This is a genomic window from Meiothermus sp. (assembly GCF_026004115.1).
Taxonomy (GTDB): domain Bacteria; phylum Deinococcota; class Deinococci; order Deinococcales; family Thermaceae; genus Meiothermus.
Map to the genome: position 1 here is coordinate 2872247 of NZ_BPIM01000001.1, position 13437 is coordinate 2885683.

The window sequence follows — 13437 nt, forward strand, 5'->3', positions numbered from 1 at the left end:
GCTATGTTGAAGGCCAATCTTGTCATTGCAGGAATTCCCCAACGCCCTGTTTCGAGAATCTCGAGCCAGGTTTGAAGCGCAAACTCTCACCCAAATATCTACAGATTGTTCGATTGGCATCGCAACAAGGTTGAATTGATTCGATAAACACACAGTTCTAAGTACAACAACCTTAGGAATTTGCTCTACCCGAAAAGGGGAGCCCATAAGCTGCGCCGCTTTAAAGACCGGCCACTTCTTTCACCGAGACCGTCACCACAAAAAATCTAATGTGGGCGCACTTAGCAAGCTAAATCAAGCTTTTACTGCGCGGGACTGACCAAACACAACCGCGTAAAATCAGCTAATAGTGACGAACTGACCGAATCTGGTATAACCTTTAAGACGCCCTTTGCCACTTAAAAAACGCCCTTTGCCACTCCGGGTCTTGTGCAACCGCCCTAAGGCCGCATCCGGGTGTACATGCGCGGGAACGGGATGGCCTCGCGGATGTGCTCGATGCCACAAATCCAGCGTACGGTGCGCTCGAGGCCAATGCCAAAGCCCGAGTGCGGTACGGTTCCAAACAGGCGCAAATCCATGTACCAATCAAACACCTCTTCGGGTAGCCCATGCTCCCGAATTTTCTGACGTAGTAGATCTGGGTCATGGATGCGTTGTGATCCCCCTATAATTTCACCCACCCCTTCGGGGGCAAGCAGGTCGGCGTTTAGCACCAGGCGCGGGTCTTCGGGGTCGGGTTGCATATAAAACGCCTTGACCGCAGCGGGGTACTTCTCCACAAAGACGGGGCGGTCGAAATGTGCGGTAAGGGCGGCCTCGTGGGGTGCGCCGAAGTCGTCGCCCCACTGCATGGGCGTCAGTTGCAGCTCAGGCTTTTCATGGGCAATCTGATTGACCATTTTCACGGCCTGGGTGTAGTGAAGGCGGGGGTAGTGTCCCTGGGCAGTGGTTTGCAGCACGGTGGTGTCGCGCTCGAGCATCTCCAGCTCGCGCTTTTTCTCTTCCAGGCAGCGCCCCACCAGATAGGCCACCAGGTCTTCCTGGAGCTGCATATTCTCCTCGTGGGTCATGAAGGCTACCTCGGGCTCGATCATCCAGAATTCCAGCAGGTGACGCCGGGTTTTAGAGCGTTCGGCCCGGAAGGTAGGACCAAAGGTATACACCTTGCCAAAGGCCAGGGCCCCGGCCTCGGCATATAGCTGGCCCGACTGGGAGAGGTAGGCTTTCTCGCCATCGAATAGATCTACCTCGAACAGGTCGGTGGTGCCCTCCACGGCGTTGGGGGTCAGGATGGGGGTATCGAGCCGGATGAAGCCGCGCTGGTGGAAGAAATCGTGGATGGCCCGCTCGAGCTCGTCGCGTACCCGCAGCACCGCCCAGGCCCGGCGGTGGCGTATATAGAGGTGGCGGTGGTCCATCAGGAACTCCACTCCATGCTCTTTGGGCGTGATGGGGTATTCCTTGCTGGGAAGGGCCACTACCTTGAGGCCCCGTACCGACAGCTCATAGCCCCCCGGCGCCCGGCTATCGGCCCGCACCAGGCCGGTTACCTCCAGGGCGGTTTCCTGGGGCAGGTGGTCGGCCTGCTCGAACTGCTCGTCGGGCAGCTCGCCCTTAAAGGCGGTGGCCTGGATGAAGCCGGTGCCGTCGCGCAGTTGAAGAAAATGAATTTTGCCTTTGGAGCGACGAGAGGTGAGCCAGCCGCGTAGCAGCACTTCCTGGCCCTCGTATTTGGCAATCTCTTCAATGAAAACCCTTTGCACCAGGCGATTCTACCTATGCAAGCGCATTCGGGAAAGGTGCGAGCGTCAAACTGGCTGGGTGAGATTGGGCCCCCATCTAGCCTCCCCCGTTGGGGGAGGAAGGAGAGGTTTTACTTTATGCGCCGACCCTGCCCAACCTCCCCAGCGCATAGGCCTAGGGGGCATTGGGATACAGATTGTTTTGCGTTATGCTTTGTTCATAATGCCAGGCGACCTCAATCCATTCGAAAATCGCAAAGTTCATAATCCTGCGAACTGTCCAGTCTGTAAATTTGCCCACCTGCACCAGCACACCCAGTTCAGCCTGCTGGATGGGGCGGCACGGCTCAAAGACCTGCTCAAGTGGGTCAAACAGACCTCGCCCGAGGAGCCCATGCTGGCCATGACCGACCACGGCAACCTGTTTGGGGCGGTGCAGTTTTACAAATACGCCACCGAGATGGAGGTCAAGCCGATCATCGGCTACGAGGCCTATGTAGCCGCCGAGTCTCGCTTCGACCGCAAGCAGGGAAAGGGGCTGGATGGGGGCTACTTTCACCTCACGCTCTTGGCCCAGAACATGGAGGGCTACCAGAACCTCTCGCGCCTGGCCAGCCGGGCCTACCTCGAGGGCTTTTATGGCAAACCCCGTATTGACCGCGAGATTCTGCGCGAACATAATGCGGGAATCATCGCTTTATCGGGTTGTTTGGGGGCAGAAATTCCACAGTTCATCTTACAGGAGCGCCACGAGGACGCCGAAAAGCGCTTGCAGGAATACCTCTCGATTTTTGGCGCCGAGCGCTACTTCATCGAGATTCAAGACCACGGCCTGCTCGAGCAGCACAAGGTGAACAAGGTTTTGAAGGAACTGGCCGACAAGTACGGCCTGGGCATCGTAGCCACCAACGACGGGCACTATGTCCGCAAAGAGGACGCCGAGGCCCACGCGGTGGTGCTGGCGGTACAGTCCAAGGCCACCTGGGACGACCCGGGCCGCTGGAAGTTCCCCTGCGACGAGTTCTATGTCAAGAGCCCCGAAGAGATGTTCCAGACCTTCCAGGACGAAAAAGAACTCTGGGGCAGCCGGATGGATGAACTTTTCGATAACTCGGTGAACATCGGGCGGATGTGCAACGTGGAACTGGTGCCCAAGAAAGTGCAGTACCGCATTCCCAAGTATCCCTTACCGGAAGGGCGCACCGAGGTGACGTACTTTCGGGAACTGACCTTTGCGGGACTACTAAAGCGCTACCCCGACCGGATTACGCCCGAGCTATACCGTGCGTTTTTGCGAAAATTGGGCCGTCCGGTGCCCCACGGTGAGGGGAATGTGCTGGCCCTGGAACTTGCGCAGATAGAGGACCTCGAGGCGGCCAGGGCCCACCTGCCCGAACTGCGTGAAGGGATGGTCTGGGACGGCTGGGCCATTCTGTCGCGTGCGGTCTACGAGCTCACCGTGGTGGAGCGGATGGGCTTTCCGGGCTACCTCCTGATCGTGGGTGACTTCATCAACTGGGCCAAGGACAACGGCATCTCGGTGGGGCCGGGGCGGGGTTCCGCGGCGGGCTCGCTGGTGACGTATGCCACCCGCATCACCAACATTGACCCCCTGGAGTACAACTTGCTGTTTGAGCGCTTCTTAAACCCGGCGCGGGTTTCCATGCCCGATATTGACACCGACTTCTCCGACGTGCGCCGGGGGGAGGTGATCGAGTACGTGCGCCAGCGCTACGGCGACGAGATGGTGGCCCAGATTGGCACCTTTGGCACCCTGGCCTCCAAGGCTGCCATCAAGGATGCGGCCCGGGTCTTTGGGTTGCCGGTGAAGAAAGCCGACGAGCTGGCCAAGCTCATCCCGGTTACCTTTGGTAAGCCCATGCCGCTGGATAAAGCCATCGAGACCATCCCCGATCTGCGGGCCGAGATGGAGAAAGACCCGCTGGTGAAGCGGGTGATGGAGGTAGCGCAGAAGCTCGAGGGCTTGAACCGCCAGTCCTCCGTACACGCGGCGGGGGTGGTGATCTCCGATGTGCCACTGCAAGACTACATACCGCTGATGCGGGCAGGCGATACGGGGGCCAAGGTCACCCAGTATGACATGAGCTCGGTGGAGGCTTTAGGCTTCCTCAAAATGGACTTCCTGGGTTTGCGCACGCTCTCATTTCTGGATGAGTGCAAGCGGATCGTCAAGGAATCCAAGGGGGTAGATATTGATTATGACACCATCCCGATGGACGACGCCGCTACCTTTGAACTGCTGGGCCGGGGCGAGACCAAGGGGATCTTCCAGCTCGACTCGGCGGGCATGACCAGTGCCGTGCGGGGCCTCAAGCCGCGCCGGATTCAGGACATTATTGCACTGGGAGCACTCTACCGACCCGGCCCCATGGAGAACATTCCTACCTACATCCGCCGTCATCACGGGCGCGAGCCCGTGGAGTACCCGCAGTTTCCCAACGCCGAGAAGTACATTCGCCCCATCCTGGAAGAAACCTACGGTATCCCGGTCTACCAGGAGCAGATTATGCAGATTGCTACGGTGGCGGCGGGCTACAGCCTGGGCGAGGCCGACCTGCTGCGGCGGGCCATGGGCAAGAAGAAGATGGAGGAGATGGTCAAACACCGCGCCCAGTTCAAAAAAGGCGCAGCCGAGAAGGGCATTCCCGAGGACGAGGCCGACCGGCTATTTGACTTGCTGGAAGCCTTTGCCAACTATGGTTTCAACAAGTCGCACTCTGCTGCTTACGCGATTCTGACCTACCAGACTGCCTATGTAAAAGCGCACTTCCCGGTGGAGTTTTTTGCTGCCGTGCTCACGGTTGAACGGGGCGACTCCGACAAGGTGGCCGAATACATCCGGGCGGCCCGGGCGGTGGGGGTCGAGGTGTTGCCACCGGACATCAACCAGTCGAGCTTCAGCTTCCGGGCGCTGGAAAAAAGCGTGTTGTTTGGACTCTCGGCGGTTAAGAACGTAGGCGAAACCCCCACCGAGCACATTCTGGCGGAGCGGGAACGGGGAGGGCCTTATAAATCGCTGCCCGATTTTCTGAAGCGGGTGGATGCTACGGTGTCCAACAAGCGTGTGGTGGAATCGCTTATCAAGGCGGGGGCCTTTGATGCGTTTGGCCCCCGGGGGCCCATGCTGGCGGCCCTCGACGATCTGCTCAAGTGGGCCCAGGCCGAGCGCGAGCTGGCCCAGTCGGGGATGATGGGCCTCTTTGGCGAGTCTCAGGAACCTGTTATTCCCAAAAAGCCCCTGCTGGACGCTATTACTGAGCTACGCATGGAAAAAGAGGCCCTGGGCATTTACGTTACCGGACACCCGCTTTCCCGCTACAGCGGCTTGCGCGAGGCCGCTAGTTGTACGGTGGAGGATCTGCCCCAGGCCTTTGCCGAACTCAAAGGCAACCGCAACCGTGTGCGGCTTTTGCTGGCCGGGATGGTAGAAGGAATTGTGCGCAAGCCGACCAAATCGGGGGGCATGCTGGTGCGCTTTACGCTGGGGGACGAGACGGGCGCGGTGGAGGTGGTGGCCTTTGGCAAGGCCTACGACAAGATTTCCCCGCGCATTGCCGAAGATGCCGCGGTTCTGGTGGTGGTAGAGGTGGAGCCGGATGGCGAGGGCGAGAGCCTGCGGGTGGTGGCGCAGGACGTGTTTCCCTACAACGAACTCGAGGGCATGCCCAAGGTATTGGAACTCGAGCTCGATATGGCCCTGATGGACGACGAAAAGCTGCTGGACTTGCGCAGCCGACTCGATGAATACCCGGGCATTTTACCCGTTCAGCTCAAGGTACGGGGGCCGGGCGGCTGGGCGCTGGTAGAGGCCCGCGAGGTCAAGGCTGCCGAGGAGGCCCTGCCAATCCTCAAAGATCTGGACTGGCTCGAGGCCCGCTTGATTCCCGACCGCGAGATGCTGCTGGGCTATGGAAAACCCGCAGAGGGCAATGTTAGAAATCAAAAAGGGCCAGACCAGGGTCCAGTGGTGCCGTTTTAGCTGTTTGCGGCATTATTGCTTGCAGCGTTACCGCAAGAATGGCTTCCAGACAGGGCTACCAAGGTTGGTAAGTGCCTCCGGCGCATTGAAATGGTGAAGCCCTGGCAGCGAGATCACTTCAGGGCAGTTGTGTGGCCAGGCCTGGTGCAGTAGCTGGCTCTGGCGGTGGAATTCGCTGGACTCGAGCGCGCCTACCGCCAGCACCAGGGGGGCCTGAAGGGTGGGGGGTTTGTAGATGGGGCTCGAGGCCCTGGCGCTCTGCAAATCAAGCCTCAGGTCGGTGTTGATGGAAACCTGTAATAAAGGTTCCAGGTTAAACAGGCCGCTGATGGCGATACCGCCCACAATCGCCTTGGCTGGCAGGTCGTACGCCTCCCAGCGCGTCGCAAACATCTCGGCGGTCAGGTGCCCCCCTGCCGAATGCCCGCTAAGGAGCATTTGTGGGCTTACCCCATAGCGGGGCGCTTCGCGGTAGAGCCAGGCTACGGCCCGGCGACATTGCTCGGTAATTTCAGCAATCGTCACCGCAGGGCAAAGGGCGTAGTTCAGGACCGCCACGCTGATACCGGCTTCTACCAGTGGCGGGGCCAGCCAGGAAAAATCGTCTTTGTCGAAGGCCCGCCAGTAGCCCCCGTGAATGAACACCAGGAGGTAGTGGCTGTTCGGGGCAGGGAAGAGGTCTAGGGTTTCCTTGGGGCCATCTCCGTAGGCCAGGCTGGCATGGTGTTCCAGCGCTTGCCTCGCCGCACTGGACTCTTCGGCCCAGCGCCGGAAGTAAAGGGCGGCATCGGGTACCGAAAGCCGTGGGCTGTACTCGAGTTCGTGCCAGGAAGGCGTGCTCATGTTAGTTTCTATACGCTCAGATACCGCTTCCACAGCTCGGGCTGGGCCCCCAGGGCCTCTGAGTTGCCCTGCCAGACCACCCGCCCACGCTCGAGGATGGTGTGCTGGTCGGCCAGGGCAATCAGCCGCTCCACGTACTTGTCAATCACCAGAATGGTCTGGCCGCTTTGCTTGAGGAGTCGGAGCACGCGCCAGATTTCCTCGCGTAAGAGTGGGGCCAGCCCTTCGGTGGCCTCATCCAGAATTAACAACCGGGGGTTGGTCATCAGGGCACGGCCAATGGCCAGCATCTGCTGCTCGCCGCCGGAGAGCTGGTTGCCTAGGTTGTGCTGCCGCTCTTGCAGGCGGGGGAAAAGTTCGTAAATGCGTGGCAGCGTCCAAGGCTGGGGGCTTTGGTTGCGGTTAGCGGCGAAGGCAATCAGGTTTTCCTTCACCGTCAGGTTGGGGAAGATCTGCCGCCCCTCGGGCACCACCGCGATGCCTAAAGCGGCAATCTGCTCGGGTGGAAGGGCTTCGATACGCCGACCGGCAAAGCTGATCAGGCCCTTTCGGGCAGGGGTCAGGCCCAGGATGGAGCGCACGGTGGTGGTTTTTCCCATCCCGTTGCGGCCCAGCAGGGTGGCCACCTGGCCTTCCTGGATGGTCAGGTTGACATTGAACAAAACCTGGCTGGGGCCGTAGAAGGTTTGTAAGCCTTGAATTTCCAGCAGGATGCTCATGCGTGCTTGCCTCCGGGGTCGTCGCCCAGGTATGCCTTGTGTACGTCGGGGTGGGCCCGGATTTCCTCCGGAGGGCCCGAGGCGATCACCTGCCCGTAGACAAGCACCGAGATGCGCCGGGCTAGCCGGAAGACCGCGTCCATATCGTGCTCCACCAGCAGGATGGTTACGCTCTGCCCAAGTTTGGCAATGAGCTCCACCATGCGCCCCGACTCCTCTGGCCCCATGCCGGCCATCGGTTCGTCGAGCAGCAGCATTTTCGGTTGGCAGGCCAGGGCCAGTCCTACCTCGAGCTGCCGCTGCTCACCATGCGAGAGCTGGGCTACTTCTGTGTGGTTGCGGGCGGTCAGGCCCAGCAGTTCCGCAATTTGTTCGGCTTCCTCACGCAGCGCTTTTTCCTGCTTGACCGGACTCCAGAAGCGAAAACTGCTGCCGCTGCGGGCTTGTACGGCCAGCTCGAGGTTCTCCAGCACGGTGTAGCGCTTGAAGAGGTTGGTAATCTGAAAGGTGCGGGCCAGCCCCAGCCGCACCCGCTGGTGCTGGGGGGTGTGGGTAATATCGTGTCCATCAAAGCGGATCCGGCCTTTGGTTGGCGAGAGGACACCGCTGATCAGATTAATCAAAGTAGTCTTTCCGGCGCCGTTGGGGCCGATCAGGGCATGAACCTCACCCGGTTCCACCGTAAGGTTGCAGTCGTTTACCGCCGCCAATCCACCAAACTGCCTGGTGAGGTGTTCAATAGCCAACAGACTCATCGCGCCCTCCGCCCAAACAGCCCTGCGATGCCCATGGGCGCGAACAGCACAATCAGCAAGAGAATCAGGCCCACCCCCAGTTGCCAGTAGATGGTGAGGTCTTGCAGGATTTCTTCCACAATGAGCAGCGTTGCAGCCCCCAGCACCCCACCCCAAAACTGCCCCACGCCTCCCAGAATGACCATCATCATCAGGTGGCCGGACTGTTGCCAGGCCAGCAGGTTGGGCGAGGCGTACTGGGTGTAATGGGCCATCAGCACCCCGGCCAGCCCCGCCAGCGCCCCGGCAATCACAAAGGCCGCCAGTTGAAACTGGTAGACCGGATAGCCGATAGCGGCGGCTCGGCTCTCGTTCTCGCGGATGGCCTGCAGCACGCGCCCGAACCTCGAGTTCACCAGCCGGTACAACCCGTAGAGCACGGCTGCCAGCACGGCCAGGGTCAGGTAATAGAGGGTGGTGTCGGAGAGCTCAAAGAGCCCAAAATCGGGCCGTCGGGCTCGCAGCCCGTCCTCACCCCCATACTGCTTGAAGGAGACCACCAAAAAGTAGATCATCTGCGCGAAGGCCAGGGTAATCATGATGAAGTAAACACCCCGGGTACGCAGGCAGATGGCCCCAATCAAGAAGGCCAGCAAGCCAGAAAGAACCATGGCCACCGGCCATATCACCCAGGCCGAGCTCACGCCCTCACGGGCCAAAATGGCTGCTGCATAGGCTCCCACGCCAAAATAGGCCGCATGCCCAAAGCTCACCATGCCGCCATAACCTAGAATCAGGTTGAGGCTGCTAGCGGCCAGTGCAAAGATCATTATTTTGGTGATAAGGCCCGTATAAAACTCCAGTCCGGTGGCACTTGCGATGGGTGGAAACACCAGCAAGAGGCCCAGCAGCACCAGGGGAATTGGCCAGTAGCGTGGCATCGATTGCTCCTAGGTACGGGCCGGGAAAAGCCCCTGCGGTTTGAAGAAGAGCACCACGGCCATCAGCAAGTAAATCAGGATGGAGGCCAGGGCTGGGCCCAGGTTCGAGGCCACCTCGGGCGAGGCCACCTGGCTCAGCAAAAGGGGTAAAAAGGCCCTTCCGGCGGTGTCCACAATGCCTACCAGCAGTGCGCCCACCAGCGCTCCCTTGATGGAGCCAATACCCCCAATCACGATCACCACAAAAGCCAGAATCAGGATGCTCTCGCCCATGCCCACCTGCACGGCCAGGATGGGCCCCAGGAAAGCCCCGGCGATGGCACACAAGGCTGCTCCTACCCCAAACAGGAGGGTGAACAGGGGCTTGATGGGCACGCCCATGGCCTGGGCCATCTCGCGGTTGGAGGCCCCGGCCCGGAGCCACATGCCGACCCGGGTGTTATTGACCAGTAAAAACAGGCCCACTGCGACCACCAGGCCCACCCCAATGATGGTGAGCCGGAAGGCCGAGTAGTTGAGGCCGGGCAGTATTTCGATGGGGCCCGACAAGCCCTCCGGGGCCGAAAGCAGCAGGGGTTGTGAACCCCAGATGATGCGTACCACTTCGTTGATGATCAGAATCAGGGCAAAGGTGGCCAGCACCTGCGACAGGTGGTCTCGCCTGTAGAGCTGGCGCAGGATAGAGAACTCCAGGAGCATCCCGATAAGTGCCGTCCCGACCACGGCCAGCAAGACCCCCAGCCAGAACACCCCGGTGAGGCCCACGAAGGTCGCGGTCAGGTAGGCCCCAATCATGTAGAGCGAGCCGTGGGCCAGGTTGATCATGTCCATGATGCCGAACACCAGGGTCAGACCGGCGGCCAACAAGAAGAGCATCAGGCCAAACTGGACACCGTTTAGCATTTGTTCAAGGAAAAGGGATGGAGGCATGGTATCGCGGGGGTGGGGGTTGGGAAGGCGCAGGGGGCTATGGCAGGGCTCTCGAGTTACCTCGTGGAGCGTCTCGAGTTCGGACCGTTGGGCCAAAGCGTCTGCCCGGTCGCCTGCGGCAGGGCCAGATCTGGATGCTCTGGTTGACTCAACCCCTCACCTGATGCTAAAGAAGCGGTGGGCGCACACGCACATCTGCGGTGCTTACCCCATTACTTCAGTTTGCACTGCGAGACATAGGCATCGCTGTGGTTGGAGAAAATGTTGCCCGCCAGCCGGTTGATGATCTCGCCGTTCGGGGCCTGCACCACCTGGCGCAGGTAGTAGTTCTGGATGGGGTAGCCGTTTGGGTTGAACTTGAGGGGCCCCCGGGTGCTATTAAAGCCGGCCAGGAAGGCTTTACGCAGGTCGTCTTTCCTGGAAACATCGCCCCCCACGGCCCGGATGGCTGCATCCAGCATCAAGGCTGCATCGTAGCCCTGTGAAGCATAGAGGGTGGGGGTGCGGTTATAGGCTTTGCGGAACTCCTCCACAAAGCGCTGGTTGACCGGGTTGTTGAGCTCCAAGGCCCAGTGCGAGCTGTTGTAGATGCCCACCATCGGACGGCCCACGGCCCGGATTACATCGGCATCGGCAGAAAAGCCCGGCAAGAACAGAGGAATTTCACGTAGCAGACCGGCCTCGGCATACTGCTTGATGAAGTTCACGCCCATCGCGCCGGGCTGGAAGGTGTAGACCGCTTTGGGCCTGGCCGCGCGAATCTGAGCAATCTCGGCAGAGAAGTCAAGCTGGTTGAGGCGGTTATAGACCTCTGCTGCAATCTTGCCCTTGTAGAAGCGCTTGAAACCGGTCAGGGCATCGCGCCCGGCGGGGTAGTTGGGGGCCAGGATGAAGACGTTCTCAAAGCGGCGGGTGTTGACGTACCGGCCCATGGCCTCGTGCAGGTTGTCGTTCTGCCAGGCCACGTTGAAGAAGTAGGGATTGCAGCGCTCCCCGGCATATTCTGAGGGCCCCGCATTCAAGCTGATGTAGTGGATTTTTTCTTCGAAAATGGCATCGCCCACGGCCAGCAGGATGTTGGAGAAGATGATGCCGGTCATGAAGTCGACCCGCTCGCGTTTGAGCATCCGATCCACGGCCTGCCGAGCCACATCGGGGTTTTGCTGGTCGTCGGCCACGATGACCTCTACCGGCACACCCCCCAGCTGGTTATTCAAAAGCCGCACCGCCAGGTTGAAGCCGTCGCGGGCATCAATGCCCAGGGCCGCGCCGCCGCCGGAAAGCGTGCTGACGAAGCCGATCTTGACCGTGCGCGGCTGGGCCAGCGAGAGCGAGAAACCTACCAACCCCAACAAAACCATTAGCCAAAGTATTCTTTTCATCTTTCCTCCCATCGCTTGCCGTTTTGGTCGAATGATAACGGGTTCATGGCGCTTTGTTTAGTCCCTCTTTCTGCCCTATTGATCGGTGCGAACCTGCCACAGCTCGGGAAACAGCACGATGTCCAGAGCCCGCTTCAGATAGGGCACGCCCGCCGTTCCGCCGGTGCCTTGCTTATGCCCGATGATGCGCTCTACGGTGGTCAGGTGGTTGAAGCGCCAGCGGCGGAAGTTGTCCTCCACGTCTACGAGCTTCTCGGCCAGGTAGTACAGATCCCAGTGCCGCTCAGGCTGACGGTAGACCTCGAGCCAGGCTGTCCGTACCCTTTCGTTGGGGATATAGGGTTGGGAAAAATCCCGCTGCAGCACAGTTTGGGGAATCTCCAGTCCTCTGGCCGCGACCAAATGCAAGGAGATGTCGTAGAGGCTGGGGGCCTGCAAGGCTTGCTCCAGCAGCCGGTGGTGTTCGGGCCGGTGCTGGTGCGGGCGCATCATAAAGGGCTGTTTGTTGCCGAACAGGAACTCGATCAGCCGGTACTGGTGCGATTGAAACCCGGAGGCCCGCCCGAAGGACGAACGAAACTGCAGATAGTCGGAAGGGGTCATGGTTTTAAGCACCTCCCAACTGGCCGCCATCTGCTCCTGGGCGCGGCAGACGCGGGCCAGCATCTTGAGCGCCGGATCCACGATACCTTGCTTCAGCAGGCTCATCGCACTGGTGAGCTCACGGATAATAAGTTTCATCCACAACTCCTGCACCTGGTGGATCACGATAAAAAGCATCTCGTCGTGAGCCGGGGTGAGGGTGCGCTGGGCCGAGAGTACCTGATCGAGCATCAGGTAGTCACCATACGACAGATCCTGACTGAAGTCGGTGTGGGCCTGGGTGTAGGTTTCGTCCCTGGGGGTGTTCATCAGGTCACCTTGGCCCTTTGGCTAAAGCGTGGGTCTTTCCATAGCTCCAGTCGCATCACGCGCTCCAATCGCCCTACGGCCTCTGGCACATCCGCAAAGCGCAGGTAAAGCGGGGTGAAACCAAAGCGCATGATGTCGGGCGTGCGGAAGTCGCCAATCACCCCCTGGCTGATAAGCGCTTGCATGATGGCATAGCCCTCGGGGTGTCGGTAAGAGACCTGGCTGCCGCGCTGGGTGTGCTCCTTGGGCGTGACCAGCTCAAAACCGTAGCGGGCGGCCAGCGGCGCCATCAAATCGATAAACAGGTCGGTCAGCTTGAGCGACTTTTCCCGTACTACTTCCAGTTCCACGTCCGCGAACACCTCGAGCGCCGCGTCCAGGGCACTCATCGAGAGCACCGCAGGCGTGCCCACGGTAAGCCGCCGGATGTCCTCGGCGGCCACGTACTCCGGTACAAAGGCAAAGGGGGCCTGGTGGCCCATCCAGCCCGACAGAAAAGGAAAGGCGTGTGGCTGATGCCGCCGGGCCACAAACAAGAAGGCCGGTGCGCCGGGGCCGCCGTTCAGGTACTTGTAGCCGCAACCCACCGCAAAGTCCACCCCGTCCCGGTTCAGGTGTACCGGAAAGGCTCCTGCGCTGTGGGCTAGATCCCAGATGACCAGGGCCCCCTTATCGTGGGCCAGCCGGGTCAGACCGGCCATGTCGTAGCGGTAGCCGGTGCGGTAGTCCACCTCGGTTAGCATCAGCACGGCAGTCTGGTGGTCGAGGGCGGCTTCGATTTCATCTTTCTTTACCAGGCGCAGCTCGAAACTCCCAAGAAGCTGGACAACCCCCTGGGCGATGTAGAGGTCGGTGGGAAAGTTGTCGATGTCCGAGACGATTACCTTGCGTTCCGGGCGCAGCTTCAAGGCTGCCAACAGCACTTTGAACAGGTTGACCGAGGTCGAGTCGGCGGCCACCACCTCGCCCTCTTCAGCGCCAATCAGCCGGGCGATTTTGGCCCCCACCTTGAGCGGCAGGTCCACCCAGCCATGGGTGTTCCAGCTTCGGATCAGGTCACGGCCCCACTGCTCTGTCACCACGTGCTCCAGGTGTTGTTGTACCGTTTTGGAGAGCACCCCCAACGAGTTGCCATCCAGGTATACCAGCCCCTCGGGGATGGCAAAGGCCTCGCGTTTGGCGGCCAGGGGGTCGCTAAGGTCCAGGGCTTCTATCTCGGCTTGGGTCATAG

Annotated in this window: 10 protein-coding genes; 1 reads left to right on the forward strand and 9 read right to left on the reverse strand. The window is 60.3% G+C overall.

Annotated elements, in window-relative coordinates; genetic code table 11:
* Positions 1 to 440: 440 nt before the first annotated feature.
* The gene (gene asnS, locus Q0X23_RS13945) at positions 441 to 1766 is read right to left on the reverse strand and encodes an asparagine--tRNA ligase (RefSeq protein WP_297860838.1); all 1326 of its coding nucleotides are present in this window, start codon (positions 1764 to 1766) and stop codon (positions 441 to 443) included.
* A gap of 202 nt (positions 1767 to 1968) precedes the next feature.
* On the opposite strand from asnS, the gene dnaE reads away from it, so the two are divergent.
* Entirely contained in the window at positions 1969 to 5745 is a 3777-nt protein-coding gene (gene dnaE / locus Q0X23_RS13950; protein WP_297860839.1) for a DNA polymerase III subunit alpha, read from the forward strand.
* A 27-nt stretch (positions 5746 to 5772) separates the two neighbouring features.
* On the opposite strand, the gene Q0X23_RS13955 is transcribed toward dnaE, so the two are convergent.
* From Q0X23_RS13955 to kynU, 8 genes are all read right to left on the reverse strand, one after another.
* A complete protein-coding gene (locus Q0X23_RS13955; RefSeq protein WP_297860840.1) occupies positions 5773 to 6588 on the reverse strand; it encodes an alpha/beta hydrolase in 816 nt (271 codons plus the stop codon).
* A gap of 8 nt (positions 6589 to 6596) precedes the next feature.
* Positions 6597 to 7307 carry an ABC transporter ATP-binding protein gene (locus Q0X23_RS13960; RefSeq protein WP_297860841.1) on the reverse strand — a complete coding sequence of 237 codons (711 nt, stop codon included), beginning with the start codon at positions 7305 to 7307 and terminating at the stop codon, positions 6597 to 6599.
* Positions 7304 to 8062 carry an ABC transporter ATP-binding protein gene (locus Q0X23_RS13965; protein WP_297860842.1) on the reverse strand — a complete coding sequence of 253 codons (759 nt, stop codon included), beginning with the start codon at positions 8060 to 8062 and terminating at the stop codon, positions 7304 to 7306. The genes Q0X23_RS13960 and Q0X23_RS13965 overlap by 4 nt, the downstream gene beginning before the upstream one ends.
* Positions 8059 to 8982, reverse strand: coding sequence for a branched-chain amino acid ABC transporter permease (locus Q0X23_RS13970; protein ID WP_297860843.1), 924 nt, complete (start codon positions 8980 to 8982; stop codon positions 8059 to 8061). The genes Q0X23_RS13965 and Q0X23_RS13970 overlap by 4 nt, the downstream gene beginning before the upstream one ends.
* A 9-nt stretch (positions 8983 to 8991) precedes the next feature.
* Positions 8992 to 9885 (reverse strand): branched-chain amino acid ABC transporter permease, encoded by an 894-nt coding sequence (locus tag Q0X23_RS13975; RefSeq protein WP_297860844.1) that lies wholly within the window; start codon positions 9883 to 9885, stop codon positions 8992 to 8994.
* Positions 9886 to 10124: 239 nt separating this feature from the next.
* The gene (locus Q0X23_RS13980; RefSeq protein WP_297860845.1) at positions 10125 to 11294 is read right to left on the reverse strand and encodes an ABC transporter substrate-binding protein; all 1170 of its coding nucleotides are present in this window, start codon (positions 11292 to 11294) and stop codon (positions 10125 to 10127) included.
* Positions 11295 to 11369: 75 nt separating this feature from the next.
* Positions 11370 to 12206: a tryptophan 2,3-dioxygenase gene (kynA, locus tag Q0X23_RS13985; RefSeq protein WP_297860846.1), complete on the reverse strand. Its 837-nt coding sequence runs from the start codon at positions 12204 to 12206 to the stop codon at positions 11370 to 11372.
* Complete coding sequence (kynU, locus tag Q0X23_RS13990) at positions 12206 to 13435, reverse strand: kynureninase (protein ID WP_297860847.1); 1230 nt, start codon at positions 13433 to 13435, stop codon at positions 12206 to 12208. Before kynU ends, kynA begins: the two co-directional genes overlap by 1 nt.
* Positions 13436 to 13437 lie beyond the last annotated feature (2 nt).

Excerpts from the sequence above, each read along its gene's own strand:
- kynA (WP_297860846.1), bottom strand. The coding sequence starts at position 12,206 with ATGAACACCCCCAGGGACGAAACCTACACCCAGGCCCACACCGACTTC.
- Q0X23_RS13980 (WP_297860845.1), bottom strand. The coding sequence starts at position 11,294 with ATGAAAAGAATACTTTGGCTAATGGTTTTGTTGGGGTTGGTAGGTTTC.
- kynU (WP_297860847.1), bottom strand. The coding sequence starts at position 13,435 with ATGACCCAAGCCGAGATAGAAGCCCTGGACCTTAGCGACCCCCTGGCC.
- Q0X23_RS13960 (WP_297860841.1), bottom strand. The coding sequence starts at position 7,307 with ATGAGCATCCTGCTGGAAATTCAAGGCTTACAAACCTTCTACGGCCCC.
- dnaE (WP_297860839.1), top strand. The coding sequence starts at position 1,969 with ATGCCAGGCGACCTCAATCCATTCGAAAATCGCAAAGTTCATAATCCT.
- Q0X23_RS13965 (WP_297860842.1), bottom strand. The coding sequence starts at position 8,062 with ATGAGTCTGTTGGCTATTGAACACCTCACCAGGCAGTTTGGTGGATTG.
- Q0X23_RS13975 (WP_297860844.1), bottom strand. The coding sequence starts at position 9,885 with ATGCTAAACGGTGTCCAGTTTGGCCTGATGCTCTTCTTGTTGGCCGCC.
- Q0X23_RS13955 (WP_297860840.1), bottom strand. The coding sequence starts at position 6,588 with ATGAGCACGCCTTCCTGGCACGAACTCGAGTACAGCCCACGGCTTTCG.
- Q0X23_RS13970 (WP_297860843.1), bottom strand. The coding sequence starts at position 8,982 with ATGCCACGCTACTGGCCAATTCCCCTGGTGCTGCTGGGCCTCTTGCTG.